General features: G+C 71.7%; 12 protein-coding genes. 8 read left to right on the top strand and 4 right to left on the bottom strand.

Features of this window, described 5'->3' with window-relative positions; genetic code table 11:
* Positions 1 to 384 precede the first annotated feature (384 nt).
* From ABT023_RS23975 to ABT023_RS23965, 3 genes are all read left to right on the top strand, one after another.
* A complete protein-coding gene (locus ABT023_RS23975) occupies positions 385 to 5,850 on the top strand; it encodes an ATP-binding protein (RefSeq protein ID WP_350888642.1) in 5,466 nt (1,821 codons plus the stop codon).
* Positions 5,851 to 6,032: 182 nt separating this feature from the next.
* The gene (locus ABT023_RS23970; protein ID WP_350888641.1) at positions 6,033 to 6,491 is read left to right on the top strand and encodes a helix-turn-helix domain-containing protein; all 459 of its coding nucleotides are present in this window, start codon (positions 6,033 to 6,035) and stop codon (positions 6,489 to 6,491) included.
* Positions 6,484 to 6,852, top strand: a complete 369-nt coding sequence (locus tag ABT023_RS23965) for a DUF4180 domain-containing protein (protein WP_350888640.1) — start codon at positions 6,484 to 6,486, stop codon at positions 6,850 to 6,852. The genes ABT023_RS23970 and ABT023_RS23965 overlap by 8 nt, the downstream gene beginning before the upstream one ends.
* A gap of 124 nt (positions 6,853 to 6,976) precedes the next feature.
* Here the strand turns inward: ABT023_RS23965 and ABT023_RS23960 are convergent, their stop codons facing one another.
* Complete coding sequence (locus ABT023_RS23960) at positions 6,977 to 7,999, bottom strand: zinc-binding dehydrogenase (protein WP_350888639.1); 1,023 nt, start codon at positions 7,997 to 7,999, stop codon at positions 6,977 to 6,979.
* A 161-nt stretch (positions 8,000 to 8,160) separates the two neighbouring features.
* Here ABT023_RS23960 and ABT023_RS23955 point away from each other — a divergent pair, with 161 nt between their 5' ends.
* On the top strand, positions 8,161 to 8,874 hold the full coding sequence (locus tag ABT023_RS23955) for a polyamine aminopropyltransferase (RefSeq protein WP_350888638.1): 714 nt from the start codon (positions 8,161 to 8,163) through the stop codon (positions 8,872 to 8,874).
* 208 nt (positions 8,875 to 9,082) lie between these two features.
* Entirely contained in the window at positions 9,083 to 10,768 is a 1,686-nt protein-coding gene (locus tag ABT023_RS23950) for a long-chain-fatty-acid--CoA ligase (RefSeq protein WP_350888637.1), read from the top strand.
* 26 nt (positions 10,769 to 10,794) lie between these two features.
* Here the strand turns inward: ABT023_RS23950 and ABT023_RS23945 are convergent, their stop codons facing one another.
* Complete coding sequence (locus tag ABT023_RS23945; RefSeq protein WP_350888636.1) at positions 10,795 to 11,592, bottom strand: putative protein N(5)-glutamine methyltransferase; 798 nt, start codon at positions 11,590 to 11,592, stop codon at positions 10,795 to 10,797.
* Between the two features lie 705 nt (positions 11,593 to 12,297).
* Here ABT023_RS23945 and ABT023_RS23940 point away from each other — a divergent pair.
* The 3 genes from ABT023_RS23940 to ABT023_RS23930 all read left to right on the top strand — a co-directional run bounded on the left by ABT023_RS23940 (position 12,298) and on the right by ABT023_RS23930 (position 16,955).
* A complete protein-coding gene (locus ABT023_RS23940) occupies positions 12,298 to 14,430 on the top strand; it encodes a B12-binding domain-containing radical SAM protein (protein ID WP_350888635.1) in 2,133 nt (710 codons plus the stop codon).
* A gap of 141 nt (positions 14,431 to 14,571) precedes the next feature.
* Positions 14,572 to 15,732: a BtrH N-terminal domain-containing protein gene (locus ABT023_RS23935; protein ID WP_350888634.1), complete on the top strand. Its 1,161-nt coding sequence runs from the start codon at positions 14,572 to 14,574 to the stop codon at positions 15,730 to 15,732.
* Positions 15,733 to 15,761: 29 nt separating this feature from the next.
* On the top strand, positions 15,762 to 16,955 hold the full coding sequence (locus ABT023_RS23930) for a glycosyltransferase (RefSeq protein ID WP_350888633.1): 1,194 nt from the start codon (positions 15,762 to 15,764) through the stop codon (positions 16,953 to 16,955).
* An 82-nt stretch (positions 16,956 to 17,037) separates the two neighbouring features.
* Here the strand turns inward: ABT023_RS23930 and ABT023_RS23925 are convergent, their stop codons facing one another.
* Both ABT023_RS23925 and ABT023_RS23920 read right to left on the bottom strand, forming a co-directional pair.
* Positions 17,038 to 18,897: an ABC transporter ATP-binding protein gene (locus ABT023_RS23925; protein ID WP_350888632.1), complete on the bottom strand. Its 1,860-nt coding sequence runs from the start codon at positions 18,895 to 18,897 to the stop codon at positions 17,038 to 17,040.
* Entirely contained in the window at positions 18,894 to 20,762 is a 1,869-nt protein-coding gene (locus tag ABT023_RS23920) for an ABC transporter ATP-binding protein (protein WP_350888631.1), read from the bottom strand. The genes ABT023_RS23925 and ABT023_RS23920 overlap by 4 nt, the downstream gene beginning before the upstream one ends.
* Between the last annotated feature and the right edge of the window lie 48 nt (positions 20,763 to 20,810).

Here is a 20,810-nt window from a genome sequence, read left to right as displayed (position 1 = left end):
TCGCCGCAGGCTACGGCTACACCGGCCCGATCGACGGGGCGATGGGGCCGAACTCGTGGCGGGGCTTCGCCCGGTTCCTCAACCAGGACCGGTGGGACTGACCGGCGGGGCGGCGGGCCGGGGATCGGCGTGCGCCGCCGGCCGCCACGATCGTGATCCGCGTCACAGGCGACGTACGGCAATAACTTGCCCCCCCACTCGTTCGCACCCGCCCTGGTTAGGCGTGTGCGGCCAATGGTCTTTGTAGGTTTCCTACAACTGGCGCCGCCCAGCGTGCGATGTCTGCGACATGGCATTCCCCAGCGGCAGACGGAAGGGTGAACACTGCCGGGGGTCGCCGTGTCGCGGCACACCCGTCGTCGGACTACAGAAGGGCTCGGTCGGGTGTTCAGTCGTGTCGCCATCGTCAACCGTGGTGAGGCCGCCATGCGGCTCATCCACGCCGTACGGGACATCGCCGCGGAGACCGGGACCCGGATCGAGACCGTCGCCCTGCACACCGACGTCGACCGGGCGGCCACCTTCGTCCGCGAGGCGGACCTGTCCTACGACCTCGGTCCCGCGTCCGCGCGCCCGTACCTCGACCTGAAGGTGCTGGAACGCGCACTGGTGGAGACCGGGGCCGACGCCGCCTGGGTCGGCTGGGGCTTCGTCGCGGAGGACCCGGCGTTCGCGGAGCTGTGCGAGAAGGTCGGAGTCACCTTCGTCGGGCCGAGCGCGGAGGCCATGCGCAAGCTCGGCGACAAGATCGGCGCGAAGCTGATCGCCGAGGAGGTCGGCGTTCCGGTGGCGCCGTGGAGCCGCGGCGCGGTCGAGACCCTGGACGCCGCGCTGGCGGCGGCGGCCGGGATCGGCTACCCGCTGATGCTGAAGGCGACCGCGGGCGGCGGCGGGCGCGGCATCCGCGTGGTCACGAACGAGGCCGAACTCGCCGACGCCTACGAGCGCACCAGCCAGGAGGCCGCGCGGGCGTTCGGCAGCGGCGTCGTGTTTTTGGAGCGCCTGGTCACCGGCGCCCGGCACGTCGAGGTCCAGGTGATCGCCGACGGCCAGGGCACGGCCTGGGCGCTCGGGGTCCGCGACTGCTCGGTGCAGCGGCGCAACCAGAAGGTCATCGAGGAGTCGGCGTCGCCGGTGCTCAGCCCCGCGCAGACGGCCGAGCTCAAGACGTCCGCCGAACGGCTGGCCCTCGCGGTCGGCTACCGAGGCGCGGCGACCGTCGAGTTCCTCTACCACCCCGGCGACAGGCTGTTCGCGTTCCTCGAGGTCAACACCCGCCTGCAGGTCGAGCACCCGATCACCGAGTCCACCACCGGGTTCGACCTGGTCAAGGCGCAGCTGCACGTGGCCTCGGGCGGGCGGCTCGAAGGTGAGCCGCCGGCGGAGCGCGGGCACGCCATCGAGGCCCGGCTGAACGCCGAGGACCCCGACCGCGACTTCGCGCCCTCCCCGGGCCGCATCGCGCGGCTGGCCCTGCCCGCCGGGCCGGGCATCCGGGTGGACACCGGAGTCAGCGAGGGTGACACCATCCCCGCCGACTTCGACTCCATGATCGCGAAGATCATCGCCTACGGCCGCGACCGCGACGAGGCGCTCGGCCGGCTGCGCCGGGCGATGGCCCAGACCACGGTGATCATCGAGGGCGGCGCGACGAACAAGAGCTTCGTGCTCGACCTGCTCGACCAGCCCGAGGTGATCGACGCCAGCGCGGACACCGGCTGGATCGACCGCGTCCGGGGCGAGGGCCGGCTCGTCACGCACCGGCACTCCGCCGTCGCGCTGGCCGCCGCCGCCATCGAGGCGTACGAGGAGGAGGAGCGCGCCGAGCGGCAGCGACTGGTGTCGACGGCGTTCGGCGGACGCCCGCAGGTGCAGCACGAGAGCGGTCGCCCGCTGGATCTGAAGCTGCGCGGTGCCGGCTACCGCGTGCGCGTGGCGCGAATCGGCGCGCACCGGTTCCGCGTCGGCGTCGAGGCGGGTGACGACGTCCGCACCGCCGACGTCGAGCTCGACCGCTTCGACCGGCACACCGGGCAGATCCTCGTCAACGGCACCCGTTACCGCCTGCTCACCAGCACGTACGGGCCGATCCACCTGGTCGAGGTGGACGGCGTGACGCACCGGGTCAGCCGCGACGAGGGCGGCGTCGTCCGCTCCCCCGCGCCCGCGCTGGTCGTCGCGACGCCGCTGAAGGTCGGGGGCGAGGTCGAGGCGGGCGCTCCGATGCTGGTGCTGGAGAGCATGAAGATGGAAACGGTGCTGCGGGCGCCGTTCAAGGCACGGCTGAAGGAATGCCTCGTTCTCGTGGGCAGCCAGGTGGAGACCGGCGCCCCGCTGCTGCGGCTGGAGCCGCTCGCCGACGACGACGCCGAGGCCGAGAACACCGCGGCCGGCAGCGCCGTCGAGCTGGACCTGCCCGCCGCGCCCACGGAGGTCCCGGCACGGGAGCGCACCCGGCGCGGCCAGGAGGACCTGCGCAGCCTGCTGCTGGGCTACGACGTCGACCCGCACGACGAGCGCCGCGTGCTCGACGACTACCTCGCCGCGCGCCGGAAGATCACCGAGAACCGCGCGCGCCCCCTCGCCGAGGAGCTCGAACTCGTCTCCCTGTTCGCCGACCTGACGGAGCTGAGCCGCAACCGGCCGGCGGGTGAGGACGGCGGCGGCGACGGCCACGTGCACAGCGACCGCGAGCACTTCCACACCTACCTGCAGAGCCTCGACGTCGAGCGGGCCGGGCTGCCGGAGGCGTTCCAGGCCAAGCTCGCCAAGGCGCTCGGGCACTACGGCGTACCCGACCTGGAGCGCTCGCCCGAGCTCGAAGCCGCGGTGTTCCGGATCTTCCTCGCGCTGCAGCGGGCGTCGACGGACGCCATGGTCGTCACGACGCTGCTGCGGGCGTGGCTGCGCGAGCCGCCGCCGGACGAGACGCTGCGCGAGCCCGCCGGTCTCGCGCTGGAACGGCTGGTCGCCGCGACGCAGGTCCGCTTCCCCGTGGTGGCCGACCTCGCCCGCGGCGTGGTGTTCGCGTGGTTCGGCCAGCCGCTGCTGCGCCGCAACCGCGCCCTCGTGTACGCCGGCGTCCGCAAGCACCTGCGCTTCCTCGACGAGCACCCGGACACGCCGGACCGCGCCGAGCGCATCGCCGAGATGGTACGCAGCACCGAGCCGCTGGTACGGCTGCTCGGCCAGCGACTCGTCCGGGGCGCCGTGGACAACTCGGTGCTGCTGGAGGTGCTGACCCGGCGGTACTACGGCAACAAGGGCCTCACCGGTGTCCGCACCAGCGACGTATCGGGCTGCAGATTCGTGGTCGCCGAGCGGGCCGGCTCGCGGCTGGTGACCTCCGCGGTGCGGTTCGAGACGCTGGGCGACGCGCTGCGCGGGCTCGCCGAGCTGGCGAGCGGCCAGGAGGCCATCGACGCCGACATCTACCTCGCGTGGGAGGGGCAGCCCGAGGACTCCGACGCGATGGCCGCCGCCCTGCACGAGGTCATCGCCGCGCACCCGCTGCCGAGCCACGTCAGCAGGCTCACCGCCACCGTCGCGGGCAGCCGCGGCGCGGTGATGCACCACCACTTCACGTTCCGCCCGTCGACCACCGGGATGGCCGAGGAGCGGTTGATCCGCGGCCTGCACCCGTACATCGCGCAGCGGATGCAGCTTGAGCGGCTGCGCAAGTTCGACCTCACCCGGCTGCCGTCGTCGGACGAGGAGGTCTACCTCTTCCAGTGCGAGGCGCGGGAGAACCCGTCGGACGACCGGCTCGTCGCGTTCGCCCAGGTGCGCGACCTGGCCGAGCTGCGCGAGCACGACGGCAGGCTGGTCGCGCTGCTGACGGCCGAGGACACCGTCGCCACCTGCCTCGACTCGATCCGCCGCGCGCAGTCGCGGCGGCCGTCGAAGAAGCGCTTCAACACCAACCGGATCGTCATCTACGTCTGGCCGCCGAGCGACCTCACCCGCGCCGAACTGGAGACGATCGCCGGGCGCGTGCTGCCGACGACCGCGGGCGCCGGGCTGGAGGAGATCCTGTTCATCGCGCGGCAGCGCGACCGGACGACCGGCGAGCTGAACAAGATCGCCGTACGCATCTCCTTCGACGCCACCGGCGGCACCGAGCTGACCATCGGCGAGCCGTCGGACGAGCCGGTCGAGCCGCTCGACGACTACCGGCTGAAGGTGCTGCGGGCGAGCAGCCGCAACACGGTGTACCCGTACGAGCTGACCGGGCTGCTCGGCGACTTCGTCGAGCACGACCTCGACGAGAACCACGTGCTGGTGCCGGTAGACCGGCCCAAGGGCCGGAACCGGGCTGCGATCGTCGCGGGCGTGGTCGCCACGCCGACCCCGCGACACCCGCAGGGCGTCACCAGGGTCGTGCTGCTCGGCGACCCGACGAAGTCGCTCGGGGCGCTGTCGGAGCCGGAGTGCCGCCGGGTGATCGCCGCGCTGGACCTGGCCGAGCGGATGCAGGTGCCGCTGGAGTGGTACGCGCTGTCCTCCGGCGCGCGGATCTCCATGGAGTCCGGCACGGAGAACATGGACTGGGTGGCGGCGACGCTCAAGCGGATCGTCGAGTTCACCCAGGACGGCGGCGAGATCAACATCGTGGTCGCGGGCATCAACGTCGGCGCGCAGCCGTACTGGAACGCCGAGGCGACGATGCTCATGCACACCAGGGGCATCCTGGTGATGACGCCGGACTCGGCGATGGTGCTCACCGGCAAGCAGTCGCTCGACTTCTCCGGTGGCGTGTCGGCCGAGGACAACTTCGGCATCGGCGGCTACGACCGGGTGATGGGCCCGAACGGGCAGGCGCAGTACTGGGCGCCGAGCCTGACCGCCGCGCGGGCCGTGCTGATGTCGCACTACGACCACACGTACGTCGCGCCCGGCGAGGAGGGGCCGCGGCGGGCGAGGACGAACGACCCCGTCGACCGCGACATCTCCGACTTCCCGCACACGGTGGCGGGCAGCGACTTCACCACCGTCGGCGAGATCTTCTCCGCCGAGGCCAACCCGGACCGCAAGAAGCCGTTCGACATCCGGTCCGTGATGCGGGCGCTCTCCGACCAGGACCACCCGGTGCTGGAACGCTGGGCGGGCATGGCCGACGCGGAGACCGCGGTGGTGCAGGACGTGCATCTCGGCGGCATTCCGGTGTGTCTGCTCGGCATCGAGTCGCGGTCGGTGCAGCGGCGGGGCTTCCCGCCCACCGACGGCCCGGACACCTACACGGCTGGCACGCTGTTCCCGCAGTCGTCGAGGAAGGCCGCGCGGGCGATCAACGCGGCCAGCGGCAACCGGCCGCTGGTGGTGCTGGCGAACCTGTCGGGCTTCGACGGCTCGCCGGAGTCGATGCGCAAGCTGCAGCTGGAGTACGGGGCCGAGATCGGCCGCGCGATCGTGAACTTCCGTGGGCCCATCGTGTTCTGCGTGATCTCGCGGTACCACGGCGGCGCGTTCGTGGTGTTCTCGAAGGCGCTGAACCCGAACATGACCGTGCTCGCCCTGGAAGGCTCGTTCGCCTCGGTGCTCGGCGGCGCTCCCGCCGCCGCGGTGGTGTTCTCCGGCGACGTCAACGCCCGTACCGCGGCCGACCCGCGGGTGCGGGACCTGGAGGCCCGCGTCGCGGCGGCCTCCGGCGCCGACCGCGCCGCGTTGACCGCCGAGCTCGACGAGCTCCGCGCGACGGTCCGCCCGGAGAAGCTCGGCGAGGTGGCCACGGAGTTCGACCGCGTGCACAACATTCACCGCGCGGTCGAGGTCGGCTCCGTCGACGCCGTCATCCGCGCCGCGGAGCTGCGCCCCCGGATCATCGAGTCGATCGAGTCCCGCCTGCGCTGACGATCCCCGCTGCAACATCCAGGAAACCGTGGCCTCCGCGCGATTGGGGCCACGGTTTCCTGTTCGAGCGCGATCCCCGCACCCCGCCTGGGTGACGTCGCCGTGGGCGAACTCCACGACCTGACCGTCGCCACCTACTCCTGACTCCCTATCCTTCCCCATTGTGCCTATGATTGGGCGCGATGAAGGAAGAAATGTACTCAGTCGAGCGGGTGGCCGAGCTGCTCGGCCTGCACGTGCGCACGGTCCGCGGCTACATCCGCTCGGGCCGGCTCGCGGCGGTACGGATCGGCAAGCAGTACCGGATCGCCCGCGCCGATCTCGACGCGCTGACCGGGCGGTCCCAGCCGCTGCCGACCCGGGCCGGTGGCGCGTCGGTGGAGGTGTCCAGCATCGTGCAGATCGACGGCGTCGACCGGGCGGCGGCCGACCGGCTGGGCACGCTCGTCCTGGCCGGGGCGAACACCGGTCACGACCCCGCGCGCCCGCTGCGCATCCAGACCGTCCACGACGAGGAACGAGACCGAATGAAGATCGTGATCCTGGGCGACGCCGCCACCACCGCCGACCTGCTGCGCCTGCTCGACGCCGTGCTCGACGGCGACAACGGCCTGTTCGCCGGGGAGGTCGACCATGCCTGACGAGGTGCGGGAGTTGGCCGGGGTGGCCGTGCTGGTCTGCGACCCGGCCGGCCCGCCGGTGACGACCACGCAGGACGCGCTGGACCTGATCGGCGCGGCCTTCCTCGGCGCCGAGGTGGTGGCCGTGCCGGCGAGCCGGCTGGACGAGGACTTCTTCTCCCTGGGCACCGGCTTCGCGGGCGAGGTCATGCAGAAATTCGTCAACTACCAGCTACGCCTCGCCGTCCTCGGCGACATCTCGCGGCACCTGGCGGCCAGTTCGGCCCTGCGCGCCCTGGTCCACGAGTCGAACCGGGCCGCGCACGTATGGTTCCTGCCCGACCTCGACGCGCTCGAAGCCCGGCTCACCGCCCGCACCTGAACCCCACTCCCCCAACATCGTGCTCGTACCCGGAATTGGTGGCCTCCCGCGCATGGGAGACCACTAATTCCGGGTACGAGCACGATGTTGGGGCGGACGGTGCGGGTGCGGGCGGGTGGGTGGGTCAGGGGCGCAGGATCAGGCGGATCGGGTTGCCCTGCTTGGACTGCACCCGTGTCACGGCCTGCTCCGCCTCGGCCAGCGGCAGCACGTCGCTGATCGAGGCGGCGAGGTCGAGGCGGCCCTGCCGGGCCAGGGCGACGAGCTGCCCGACGTGCCCGGCCTCCGAGCCGTAGTGGCCGAGCACCGCCTGCTGGAGATAGTTGAAAGTGCTGTCCGAGGCGATGGTGACCGGCTTGTTGGCGATGCCGGCGAGCACCAGCCGGCCCCGCCGCGCCAGCACGGTGAACGCCTGTTCCCGCACCGGTGTGACCCCGGCGAAGTCGAAGGCGACGTCCAGGCCGCGCCCGTCGGTCAGTTCGAGGACCGCGTCCCGGAACGCGGTGTCGCCCGGGTCGAGGGCGGCGTCCGCGCCGAGGGTCAGCGCCCGCTCGCGGGCCGCCGCGAGGGGTTCCACCGCGATGACCGGGGCGGCCCCGACCAGCCGCAGCAACTGCACGGCGTGCGCGCCGAGGCCGCCGACGCCCCACACCCCGGCCGCCTCGCCGGGGCGGGTCCGGCCGGTGTCGGTGATCGCCGCCCACGGGGTGGAGACCGCGTCGGGAATGATGCACGCCTGCTCGAAGGGCAGGTCGTCGGGGATCGGCACGACGCTGTCCTGGCGGGCCAGTGCGTACTCGGCCCAGCCGCCGTCGTAGTCGACGCCCCTGGTGAAGACGGTCCCCGTGCGGTCCCGCTCCCCCGCCTGGAGCAGCACCCGCTGCCCCGGCTCCCAGCCGTCGGCGTCGTCGCCGAGGGCGTCGACGACCCCCGCCACCTCGTGGCCGAGGGTCACCACGTCGCCGGGCAGGTAGAGCGGGGTGAGCGTGCCGTCGATCAGGTGCACGTCGGACAGGCACACCCCGGCCGCCTCGACCCTGATCCGCACCTGGCCCCGGTCCGGCTCGGGGACCGGCACGGTCTCCATCCGCAGTCTCCGGTCCGCCACGTGCAGCCGTCCGGCCAGCATGTCCGCCGCCACGAGCACCGCCCCTCCCCGCCGGCCGCCCCGGCACGATCGCTTGCGCAGGGGTTACCCGGGACGGATCGGAGGATGCGCCGCGGGCGTACCGGATGGGGTTGCTGCGGCGGCCGGGCCGGCGCGGGCGGTAGCATCCGCTCGGAACCCGGCCGAAGTGAGGAAACCGCGTGGGCGTGCGATTCGAGGAACTGGCCTGGCGGGAGACCCCGATCGGCGAGATCAGCCTGCGCCGGCGGCACGACCCCGCGCTGGACCGCGAGGTGTACGAGGTCAAGCTGGACGACGAGTTCCTGATGTCCAGCCTCTTCCCGGTGGCGGAGATCGAGCTGGCCCGGCTGGGGCTCGCGCCGCTTGCCGGCACGGCCCTCGACGTCGTGGTCGGCGGCCTGGGTCTCGGCTACACGGCCCGCACCGCCCTGGAGGACCCCCGGGTCCGCTCCCTGGTGGTGGTGGAGGCGATCGAGGACGTCATCGACTGGCACCGGCGGGGTCTGCTGCCGTTCGCGTCGGGGCTGGCCGACGACCCGCGCACCCGGTTCGTCAAGGCGGACTTCTTCGCGGCGGTGGCCGACGGGGCGGGCTTCGACCCGGACGAGGCCGGCCGGCGGTTCGACGCCGTCCTGCTGGACGTGGACCACTCCCCCCGGCACGTGCTGCACCCGAGTCACGCCCCGTTCTACACGGCCGACGGCCTGCGCCGCCTCGCCGACCTGCTGCGCCCGGACGGGGTCTTCGCGCTGTGGTCCAACGACCCGCCGGACACCAACTTCCAGCGGGTGCTCACCGGGGTTTTCCCGACCTCGCTGGCCCACGTCGTCCGCTTTCCCAACCCGTTGCAGGGCCGGGAGTCCGCCAACACCGTCTACGTCGCCCGCCGGTAGCCGGCCCCCGCCCGCCTGGGCAGGCATGGCGGGGGCGGGACCGGGAAAGGCCGTCCGGACGGGCGGTCCCTCGGTCAACGGGAGGTGGACGCCCGGCACCCGGGGCGCCGAGTGACCTACGCAACCGTAGGTTACCGGGGCGTAGGGTTAAGCTGGCGGCCGGTCGACGACGTCACCCGCCGGCCGTCCGACGCCCGAGGAGAGCCGAGTGGAACCCACCGCCGCCGACCGGCCCTGGCTGCGCAGCTACGCCCCCGGCGTGCCGGCCACCGTCGCCGAGCCCCCGGGCTCGCTGGTCGACCTGCTCGGGGACGCCGCCCGGCGGTTCGGTCCCCGGGTCGCGCTGGACTTCTACGGCGCCACCACCACGTACGCGGACCTGGCCGGCCAGGTGGCCCGCGCGGCCGAGGCGCTGCGCCGGCTCGGCGTCGCCCGGGGCGACCGGGTGGCGCTGGTGCTGCCGAACTGCCCCCAGCACGTGGTCGCCTTCTACGCGGCGCTGCGGCTGGGCGCGGTGGTGGTCGAGCACAACCCGCTCTACACCGCCCAGGAGCTGGACCAGCAGCTCACCGACCACGGCGCCCGGGTGGCGGTGGTCTGGGACAAGATCGCCCCGTTGGTGCGGGGCCGGGGCGCGGTGCAGACCGTGGTGGCGGTGGACCTCACCGGCGCGCTGCCCCGGCTCAAGCGGTGGGCGCTGCGGCTGCCGCTGCCCAGCGCCCGCGCGACCCGGGCGGCGATGACCGGCCCGGCCCCGGGCGCGACGCGCTGGGCCGACCTGCTCGCCGCCGCCGGGCCGCTGCCGGACGACCATCCCGCGCCCGGCCCGGACGACACCGCGCTGCTGCAGTACACCGGCGGCACCACCGGCACCCCGAAGGGCGCGGTCCTGACCCACCGCAACCTGCGGGCCAACGCGGCGCAGGGCCGCGCGTGGGTGCCGGGCCTGCGCGACGGCGCGGAGACGGTGTACGCGGTGCTGCCGCTGTTCCACGCGTACGGGCTCACGCTCTGCCTGACCTTCTCGGTGAGCATCGGGGCGACGCTGGTGCTCTTCCCCCGCTTCGACCTCGATCAGGTCCTCGACGCGGCCCGCCGCCGCCCGCCGACGTTCCTGCCCGCCGTCCCGCCGATCTACGAGCGGCTGGCCTCCGCCGCCCGGGAGCGCGGCGTCGACCTCACCTCCGTCCGGTACGCCCTCTCCGGCGCGATGGCCCTGCCACCGGCCACCGTGCAGCTGTGGGAGTCGGTGACCGGCGGCCTGCTGGTGGAGGGGTACGGCATGACCGAGTCCTCGCCGGTCACCCTGGGCAACCCGGTCTCCCCCGCCCGCCGGCCAGGCACCGTGGGGGTGCCCTTCCCCTCCACCGACGTGCGCGTCGTCGACCCCGACGACCCGTCCCGTGATCGGGCCCCGGGCGAGTCCGGGGAGCTGCTGGTCCGCGGCCCGCAGGTCTTCACCGGCTACTGGCGACGCCCCGAGGAGACCGCGAAGGTGCTGCTGCCCGGCGGCTGGCTGCGCACCGGCGACATCGTGACGATGGACGCCGACGGCTTCGTCACGGTGGTCGACCGGATCAAGGAACTGATCATCACCGGCGGCTTCAACGTCTACCCGTCCGAGGTGGAGGACGCGCTGCGCCGGCTGCCCGGCGTACGCGACGCCGCCGCGGTGGGCCTGCCGGGCGAGCACGGCGGCGAGGAGGTCGTCGCGGCGGTGGTCCCGCACCCCGACGCCGACCTCGACGAGGCCGCGCTGCGGGCCGGCTGCCGGAAGCACCTGGCCGGCTACAAGGTCCCCCGCCGGGTGGTGATCGTCGAGGACCTGCCCCGCTCACAGATCGGCAAGGTCCTGCGCCGGGAGGTCCGCGACCGGCTGCTCGCCGGACACTGACGGGTACGAGAGCCCCACCGGGCAGGTCACGCCCGCGCGTCGTCGGGTCCCGGGGCCACCAGGGCCGGCAGGGTGCCGATCACCACGGTGCAGTACAGCTCCTCGGAGGTGGCCACGCGCGGTCGCAGGCCGTGGGCGGACACCGCCGCCGCCGTCAACGTCGCCTGCTGCTCGCCGGTCTCGATGAGCAGGTGACCGCCCGGGGCCAGCCACCGGGATGCGTCCTCGGCCACCCGGCGGTGCACGCCGACGCCGTCCGGGCCGCCGTCGAGGGCGACCAGCGGCTCGTGGTCCCGCGCCTCCGGCGGCATCATCGCGATGTCGTCGGTAGGCACGTACGGCGCGTTGACGAGAAGCACGTCCACCCGCCCGCGCAGCTCGCCCGGGAGCGCGTCGTACAGGTCACCGGCGAAGGTCCGCCCGCCGAGCGGCTCCAGGTTGCGGCGGGCGCAGCGCACCGCGGCCGGCTCGATGTCGGCCGCGTACAGCTCGACGCCGGGCACCCGGGCCGCGATCGTCGCGCCGATCGCGCCGGTGCCGCAGCACAGGTCGACCACGACGGCACCGGGCCGGGTGAGCGCCACCGCCTGCTCGACGAGGTACGCGGTTCGCTGTCGGGGCACGAAGACACCGGGCTCGACCGCGACGCGCAGCCCGCAGAACTCCGCCCAGCCGAGGATGACCTCCAGCGGCTCGCCCGCCACCCGGCGGGACGTCATGGCTTCCAGCTCGTCCGGCGTGCGCGCCGCTGAGAGGAGCAGCCGCGCCTCGTCCTCGGCGAAGACACAGCCGACCGCGCGCAGCCGGCCGACCGTGGCGGTCATGGGGTCCGTGGCCGGGGAGGTCATCGCGGGCCCCCCGCCGCGAAGCGGATCCGGTGTTCGGCGGTGGCCGGCCGGTCGGTGTGCGGATCGGGAGTGAGGTCGGCGAGGCTGACCAGACCGATTTCCATGAACCTACCCAAGACTTGGCAAATGCCGACAGCGGCTATACATATCCTGCCATCCTGCCGTCGCCCGCCGCGGCACCGCACCGTTCGCTACGTCAACGTCTCACACCGTCATGGGTCCCGGAACGGATCCGCCGCCGCAGAGAAATCGAGGCCCGTGACGGGTCGTGCCAGGACGACAGATCGCGTAACGTCGAACCGACCTCGGCAAGATCACCGCGCCGACCGGCGTTCCACGGGAAGGAAGCGGCTTGAAGGTATCCCCTGTCCACCCTCCGCCTGAGCCTGTCGCCGGCCTCGGCGCGGCAGCCCCGGATCGGGTCCGTTGACGGCCCGATCCGTGGGGAGCCGGCGGCGTCGCGCTTCCCCTCCCACGTCGGCACACCCGACGTAGCACGCCGGTCGGCGCACTTCCGCACCACAGCGGCGCGATGATGTCCGGCCTGACGCTGTCGACGCTCACGCCGGCCGCGGCGATCCACTCTGGTCCTTCGTCCCCCACGTCGAGCGACCGTCCCGGGCAGCTCCACCGAGCTGGCAGACGAGTCGCCGGTCCACCATGCCGAGAGGGCAGGCAAACATGGTCATCGAGCAGCCCGGACAAACCTTCATCCCAGTCGAGAGCCTCAACGCTCGCACTCTCGGGCACGGCACCCGGGCAGCCACGATCGGCCGGCCGCTGGTCGTCTTCCTGGCGCACCTGCACAGCACGACCGGAAAGAACCTGCGCGTGACGGTTCCGCTCGGGATGACCTACGTGCACTCCTATCTGAAGGCGCGGTTCGGCGACGCGATCCAGATCAAGCAACTCGCCACGACGCAGCAGATCACCGAAGCGCTGAACGAGCAGGTGCCCGACGTCTTCGCGTTCGGCAACTACTCGTGGAACACCGCACTGACCAACGCGGTGATCGGCGTCGTGAAGCAGCGACACCCCAAGGTCGTCGTCGCGGTGGCCGGGCCGAACATCCCCACCGAGAAGCCCATCGCGCAGGCCGGCCTGCGCAGGAACCAGGCCGCCGACTTCTACATCTCCCGCGAGGGCGAGCACCCGCTCGCCAACCTCGTCGAGACGTGCCTGGGCCTGGCTGACCCCAGCGACGTCAAGGGGACGGTGGTGGACGGGTGCTACTCGCTCACGAAGGAGGGGCTGATCCTCCAGGGTGACCCGCTGGACCGGGTCGGCGTCCTGGAGGAGATACCGTCGCCCTACCTGACCGGCCTGTGTGACGACTTCCTGGCGAATCCCGAGTTCATCCCGTTGCTCCAGACGTCACGCGGTTGCCCGTACCGGTGCACGTTCTGCGTGGCGGGTCACGACTGGTGGTCCAAGCTGCGGGCGTTCAGCGTGGAGCGCGTCAAGGAGGAGATCGACTACATCCAGGCTCGAACGTCGAATCCCCTGCTGCGCATCGCCGACGAGAACTTCGGGATCCTCCCCCGCGACGTCGAGATCGCCGAACACATCCGGAAGGTGAAGGACACGTTCTCCTACCCCTCCGTGGTGCAGGTCTACACCGACAAGCACCTGACCAAGAACGTCAAGCAGGTGACCCTGCTCATGCGGGACCTCATCCCGCTCAACATCAGCTTCCAGTCGCTGGACAAGCAGGTCCTGAAGAACATCAAGCGGGTCAACGTCAAGGACACCGCGATCGAGGAGGCCGCGGCCTTCGCCCGGGAACACAGCCTGGTGCTCTCCACCGAGCTGATCTTCGGATTGCCCGGGGAGACGATCGAGTCCTTCACGAACTCCCTGGACAAGGTTCTCGACCACCGCTTCGACAACGTCGTCATCTACGCGCTCAACATCCTCGACCAGGCCGAGATGGCCTTCGCGGAGTACCGCGAGAAGTTCGGGCTGAAGACCCGCTTCGCCCTGTCCGAGAATGGTTACTCCGAGTACGACTCCGTGCAGACCTTCGAGATGGACGAGCTCGTGGTCGCGACCTCGACGATCCCGGAGCAGGAGTACCTCCGGTTCTTCAAGTTCATCTTCTTCTTCAACTTCGCGCTGTTCTACGGCTGGCTGCGGGAGTTGGTCTTCTTCTTCGAGACCAACGGCGTCCGGGCGACCTCCGTGATCCGCTCCATGCTGGCGGATCCCGAACAGTGCCCGACCCTGGCCGAGTTCGCCGGTCGGTTCCTCACCGGCCACCGGGCGATGATGCGCGACACCCGCGAGGAGGTCGCCGAGCTCATCCGCGAGCTGGCCGAGAGTCAACCCGAGCAGGTCACCGACAACCAGTTCGGGGCGATGCGCTACCAGTACGCGGTCTTCAGCGACCTGTTCACCGAGGGCCGGTTCGCCGAGGTCGTCCACGAGTTCGCGCAGAGCGGCCTCCGGCTGCACCGCGAACTGACCGGTGAGGCGCCGTCAGACTCGTTCCGGGAGCAGCTGGACGTGATCACCCAGTTGCAGATCCAGTCGTTCATCCCGCTGCACGAGCCCGTGCCCGAGACCGTGGTCCTGGAGTCCGGCTACGACCTGGTCGGATGGAAGAACTCCAACTTCAGGCAGCCGCTCGCCGACTTCGCCCTCGTCGAACCGGCGAAGTTCTCCCTGCGGATCGAGGGCTACCAGCACCACGAACGGCTCTGGGACGCACGGGGCAACGACGACATCCGACGCATCTATCTGCGCAGCTTCGCCAGCACCAACGCGAACCGGCGGCGGCACCTCGAACTCCGCGAGGAGTCCCCGCAGGCCTGATCGGGGCGGGCGGCGTCGGCGCACGACGGTCCCGACGCCGCCCGCTGACCCCGAGCGGGAGACGCATGACCGTCGACACCGGATCCGGACGCCGGACATCGGATGAGCCGATGCCGCACGACCACGGGCGCGGGGGAACACATGGATGACATCGACCTGGACGGCTTCACCCACTCCCACGTCCCACTCATGTACGACCGGGACGGGCTGCACTGCTTCTGGGTGCCCCGGGCGCTCGCCGCGTCCCGGTGGGGCCGGGAGCGGCACGACGCCTTCTACGTCCATTTCCAGCTCTGGGTCCACTACAACCACCGGTGGGATCGCTACGACGTCGGTGATCGCTGGCGGGGCGCCGACAGCGCGACGGGCTGGGACACCGGGCTGGGCGCCGAGGTGGACGCGGTGCAGGACCGCATCTTCCGCACCCACTTGGGACTGCGTCTCGACACGTTCAGCTCCGGGGGCGACAACGTGGTGGAGACACTCGCCGGGCTCCTGCGCGACGGCCGCGTCCCGCTGCTCCCCATGGACATGGGTGAGCTGCCGTCGTGCCGCGCCTACTACGACGGCCACCACTCGGGGCACGTCACCGTGGTGACCGGCTACCGCAAGCAGCGCGAGATGTTCACCGTGCTGGACGGGCTGCATCTCGAGTCGCTGACGAACGCCAGGCTGTTCCACGTCGACTCGACGGGCGGGCAGGCGCCGCTCGATCCCTGGGAGACCCCGTTGCGGTTCGCGGTGCCGTTCGAACCGACGGTCACCCTCCGGCAGGTCCTCGGGGACATCTGCACGACGGCCTACGTGCCGAGCGAGCACCTCGCCCGCGCGCACGCGGCCTGGGCGGCCCACGGCGTTCCCTACCTGGTCGGGCAGGTCCTGACCGTCTCGGCCGGGCCGACGCCGACGACTGCCGCCGAGGTGGTCCGCGCCGCCGCGAGCGAGCTCGCGGACGTGGCCGACGCGGTTCTCGCCGGCGAGGAGCCGGTACGGGCCAAGGCCGAGTTCCTGGCCGGGGTCGTGCCGGAGTCGTCGTGGCGTCAGTTCGGGTACGTGGACAGCCAACACATCCTGGGCGCCGCGGCGCGGCTGGTCCTGTACCGGGCCGGGGCGAGCCCCGCCGACGCGGCGGCCTGCCAGCTCGCGGCGGCAGCCGCAGCGGGCCGGTGGCGCGCGCTGGTGGAGCGGGCGCTGGCCGACGGCGGGAAGCTCGACGACGCGCTCGCGCAGACCTACGACGACGCCCTGGCCGCCGAGCGGGCCTGGGCGACGACGGTCCGGCGGGCGATGGGGCGCGGTTAGCCGGGCCTGATCCGAGAGATGGAGAAATGGTGAACAAGATCAAAATTCCGGAGCTGACGCTGTGCCTCATCGTCAAGGATGAGGCCGCGTTCCTCCCGAGGTGCCTCGCGGAGGCCGGGCCCGTCTGCGGCGACGTCGTCATCGTGGACACGGGTTCGACCGACGGCTCCCAGGACATCGCGCGTTCCCACACCGACACGTTCGTCCAGACGACGATGGACGGCGGCTACTCGGCCGCGCGGAACCTGGCCCTGGAGCAGGTGAAGACGCCCTGGGTGTTGTTCCTCGACGTGGACGAGGAGTTTCCCGCCACCGAGTGGCCACGGGTCGCCGCCCTCATCGAGCAGGCGCCCGACGACCATCTCGCCTACACCGTCCTGCGCTTCAATCTCACGGCCGTGGGAGCGATCTGGGTCGACCGCCCGACGCGGCTCTTCCGCAGCCACCCGGACATCCGGTACCGGCGGCTCGTCGGTGAATCGGTGGAGGACGCGGTGCAGGACATGGGGGGCGTCATCGCGTCCTCGGGGCTGGTCCTCAACCATCCCGGCAACGTCCGACCGGTCGCGGACCGCACCGCCAAGCTGCGGCGCTACCTCGACCTCACCGAGAAGCAGATCGCCGACTACCCCGACCTCGGTCTGTGGCCCGCCTACGCGGGTTTCCTGCACCGCGCCCTCGGCAACTTCGAGCAGGCGGTCGAGTGGAGTTCCAAGGCCGTCGAGTCGGACCCGTCGGCACCGCGGGTGTGGGCCTACCACGGCCACGTGCTCCGTGCGGCGGATCGTCCGCACGACGCCCTCGCGGCGTTCCAGACGGCGGCCAAGCTGGCCCCGGAGGACTCCATCTTCCTCAACATGGTCGGCGTCATGCACCTCATGCTCAACGAGCTGGACGAGGCCGAAGCGGCCTTCACGGGGGCGCTCGCGCTGGAACCCGACCTGTTGCACGCCGAGATCAACCGCGGGCTGATCCGCCAGGCCCGGGAGGAGTACGGGGCCGCGGCCGAGATCCTGCGCGGGGTCGCCCGCCGCAACTCCGGTCTTCTCCTGCAGGACTGGCGTGGGCGCGTCGAGATCGACCACTTCACGTATCTCTTCAACGAGACGGTTCCGCACTTCGCCGGCCTCGCCTATCACCTCGCCTACTGCGAGTTCATGGCGGCGTCCTCCCGCACCGAGGTCCGGTACCCGGTGGACGGGAGATTCGCCCGCACGAGCTAGGGCGTCTGCCGGGGTGGCCGTCGATCTGACGCCGCTCACCGTCGGCGGCCGGGGCGACCCGGCCGCCGACGCGCGGCCACCGTCACCGGTAGGCGCTTGCCTGGACGGTGAACAGGTCAGCGTAGAGGCCGTTCGCGCTCATCAGCGCGTCGTGGCTGCCCATCTCCCACAGCTGTCCGCCGTGGAGGACGGCGATCTGATCCGCCGCCCGGACGGTGGAGAAGCGGTGCGACACGAAGAGAGTGATCACTCCGCGCTCTCCGCGCACGTCCGCGGCGGTGTTCACGAGTCGTTCGAACAGCGCGTGTTCCGCCAGGGCGTCCAGGGCCGCCGCCGGCTCGTCGAGGGCCACGAGCAGCGGGTCGCGTCGCATCAGGGTGCGGGCGAGCCCCAACGTCTGCCACTGCCCGCCGGACAACTCCGTCCCGTCCCCGTAGCTGTGCCCGAGCAGACCGTCCAGGCCGCCGGGGACCCTCCGCACGATGCCCCGCGCGCCGGCCCGGTCGAGCGCCGTCATGATCTCCTGGTCGGCGTCGACGGCCGCCGGCCGGCCCAGCCCGACGTTCTCCCGAAGCAGCAGTTCGAAGCGCGCGAAGTCCTGGAACAGCGTGGCGACCCGGGACCGCCAGTGTTCGGGGGTCAACTCCCGCAGGTCGATTCCGTCGACGGTGATCCGGCCCGAGGTCGGCTGGCAGAGGCCACAGATCATCCTCACCAGGGTGCTCTTGCCCGCACCGTTCTCACCCACCAGCGCCAACGTGCTGCCGGCCGGGATCTCCATCGAGACGTCCCGGATCACTGGCGCGTCGGCGCCCGGGTATGCGAAGGAGACCTGTTCGAGCCGGATCCCCCGACGCAGCCGGGCGGGCGTCCGCGACACCACCTTCTGGCCGGCCGGCTCCCGCAACGGATCCGACGTCGGCGGCGACGCGTCAGGAGGAGGGACCGGGCCGATCGCGGGGGCACGCCCCGGACCGGCCGTCAACGTCCGCAACACGTCGATGCGCTCGACGGTACGACCCATCTGCTGCAACGTCCCGAGCATCCCCAGCAGACCGGCCACCTGCACGCTGACCTGAACTGCGAGGGTGAGCACCAGGACGACCTGCCCGATGTTCGCCTCGCCGCGCACCGCGCTGCGGACGACGAGGAAGATCGCCGTCCCGTACGCAGCCGCGAACAGCACCTGCCCGCCGGCACGCAACAGGGCGCTGCGCCAGTGCGCCCGCCACAGCTGGCCGGTCGTCGCTGACCAGGCTGCTCGCTGCCGCGAGATCACCGCCTCCCGGGCACCCGCGAGCCGGATCTCCTTCGCGGAGCTTCCGGTCGTAGCCACCTTCACCAGGTGCCGGGACACCTGGATGTCGACGGCGGCGGCCTCCTGGGCGTCGTCGATCACCCGCTGCGCGCGGTTGCTGAGCAGCACCGGCGGCAGGGCGGCGAGCGGCAGCATGACGAGCCACGGGTCGACGCTGACCAGCAGCACGGCGGTGAGACCGATCTGCAGCACGACGCCGCCCAACTGCAGCGTCGACTCGAGCGCGTTCCGCACCCGGATCAGGTTCTCGGTCACCAGGGTCAGGGCCTCGACGAACCTCGGATCGTCGAAGTGGTCGATGCCGGCGCTGCCGTGGACGATCGAGGCGACCTCGTCGGTGATGGCCAGTTGCTCCAGGTCTCCCAATTCGAAGTAGGACAGGTGCGCGAAGTGCATCATGGTCAGCTCGAAGACCAGCAGCATGGCTACGGTCACGGCCAGCAGCACGGCCATCGTGCCGTCCCGGCCGATCGCCGCGTTGGTGAAAGCCGCGAGGACGACACCGATCAACGGCGTCGCGAGATAGCCCACGGTCATCAGGACGATCGCGGTGAACAGCCTGCGGCGGTCGGTTCGGTAACCGAGGCGCAGGAGGAAAGCGGCCGCGAGGGCGATCTTTCTCATCCCACCGCCGTCGGTTCGGCCGCATCCATCCGGAATCTCCTCGCCTGCAACTCGAACAGCTCGGCGTACCGGCCGTCGCGCCGAATCAGTTCGTCGTGGCTACCACGTTCGACGACCCGGCCGTGCTCGATCACCACGATCTGATCCGCGTGGCGGACCGTGGAGAAACGGTGGGAGATCAGGACGCTCGTGATCCCCTTCGCGGTGGCCAGGAACCGGTCGTGGAACTCCACCTCCGCCCGGACGTCGAGCTGCGCGGTCGGCTCGTCGAGCACCAGCACCGAGGCGCCGCCCTGGACGGCCAGCAGCGCCCGGGCAAGGGCGATCCGCTGCCATTCGCCGCCCGACAGGTCCGTGCCACCGGGATAGCGTGCGGACAGCGGCGTCCGGAGCGGGTCCGGCGCTTCGCGCAACGCGTCCAGGGCACCGGCCCGTTCGGCCGCGGCCGTGATCGCCTCGTCGTCCGCGAGCAGCCGCGGCGCACCGAGACCGATGTTCTCCGCCACCGTCAGCTCGTAGCGGACGTAGTCCTGGAAGGTCATCGCGAGTTGGCGACGCCATTCATCCGGGTCGAAGCAGGCCAGCTCAGCCCCGTCCACGGTGATCCGCCCGCTCGTCGGCTCGTAGAGGCGGGCGAGCAGCTTCACCAGGGTGGTCTTGCCGGCGCCGTTCAGGCCGACGATGGCGGTGGAACGGCCGACCGGGAGGGTGAGGTCCAGGCCGTCGAGAATGGTGGGACCGTCCGCGGAGTACCGGAAGCTCACGTTGTCGAAACGGATCTCCCGGCTCGGCCGCACCGGCATCGTCGTCGCCCGCGCACCGACCGGCCGGGCGGCACCCGCTCGTTGCTCGAACCGCTTGAGGGCGTGGAACGAGTGCAGTCCGAACTGCGTCTGCACATCGCATTCCGGGAAGTAGACGCCGAAGCGCATGGGGATCAGGATCCCCTGCAGGGCGACGGCGAGTTCGAAGAGGTCGACCTGCCCCCGGCCGGCCGCCACGGCCAGCATCGTGATGGCGACCGCTCCGCCGACGAAGCCGACCGCGGAGAACCCGACGAACGGCCAGAACTGCAGGCGTCGGCTACCGGCCCACATCGGCCGGAGATTGGCCATGGTGTCGGAGCGCAGCCGCTCACGCAGCCAACCGAGCAGCCCGAACACGCGGATCTCCTTGGCGGCGGTCGCACCGGTCGCCAGGCCACCGATGTACCCGGCCCTGCGTCGATGCCCGGCCAGGGACTCCGACACCGCCGCGAACCGCCCGAGCGTGCCGCGCACTCCCACCCGGATGACCAGTGCGGTGATCATCAGGATCAACCCCGCGAGCGGACTCAACACCACACCGACGAGGACCACGGCAGCTGTCAGCTGGCAGTAGCGGGACACCAACGCGGGGATCGCGCCGACGGCATCGCCGGGGGTGTACGCCTGCCGCTCGAACGCCGCCCGCGCGTCGGCGAGCAGGTCCAGCGCCTCGGGGTTCTCCAGCAGGGCGATCGGCGCGTCGTCCAGCGCCGCGTCGAGCAGCCGCCCGATACACACCTCGTCGACCCGGCGCGCGATGACCTCGGTGACCGCGGACTGGAACGGCGTCAGCAGCTGTTGCAGGGTGAACGCGCCCAGGGCCACCGCGAAGACGACCACGATGCCGTCCCACGAGAGCCCCGTGGGCTCCGCGGCGAGGGCCGGCACGCGAGAGAGCAGCAGGCTGGTGGAGACGATGAACGCCGACGGCAGCAGGCCGAGCGTGACGTTCAGCGCGAGGGCGCCGAGGGCCGCTCCGCGCCCCGCGTGCGACAACAGGCGGAGCATCTGGAGCCAGCGGGTGGACCGATCCCTGATGGCGAGCGCCAGAGGTGCCACCGAACCTCCCATGTCACCCACGGTCGTCGGCGTGGGGGCCGACACCAA

This window comes from Micromonospora sp. NPDC002296, from assembly GCF_040296145.1.
In the GTDB taxonomy this organism is placed as follows: domain Bacteria; phylum Actinomycetota; class Actinomycetes; order Mycobacteriales; family Micromonosporaceae; genus Micromonospora.
The sequence above is the reverse complement of the archived record's forward strand: the minus strand, read 5'-3'. Positions and strand labels throughout refer to the sequence as shown.

Coding starts and splice junctions, on each gene's coding strand:
- ABT023_RS23945 (WP_350888636.1), bottom strand. CDS start 11,592: ATGACCGCCACGGTCGGCCGGCTGCGCGCGGTCGGCTGTGTCTTCGCC.
- ABT023_RS23925 (WP_350888632.1), bottom strand. CDS start 18,897: ATGAGAAAGATCGCCCTCGCGGCCGCTTTCCTCCTGCGCCTCGGTTAC.
- ABT023_RS23970 (WP_350888641.1), top strand. CDS start 6,033: ATGAAGGAAGAAATGTACTCAGTCGAGCGGGTGGCCGAGCTGCTCGGC.
- ABT023_RS23940 (WP_350888635.1), top strand. CDS start 12,298: ATGGTCATCGAGCAGCCCGGACAAACCTTCATCCCAGTCGAGAGCCTC.
- ABT023_RS23965 (WP_350888640.1), top strand. CDS start 6,484: ATGCCTGACGAGGTGCGGGAGTTGGCCGGGGTGGCCGTGCTGGTCTGC.
- ABT023_RS23935 (WP_350888634.1), top strand. CDS start 14,572: ATGGATGACATCGACCTGGACGGCTTCACCCACTCCCACGTCCCACTC.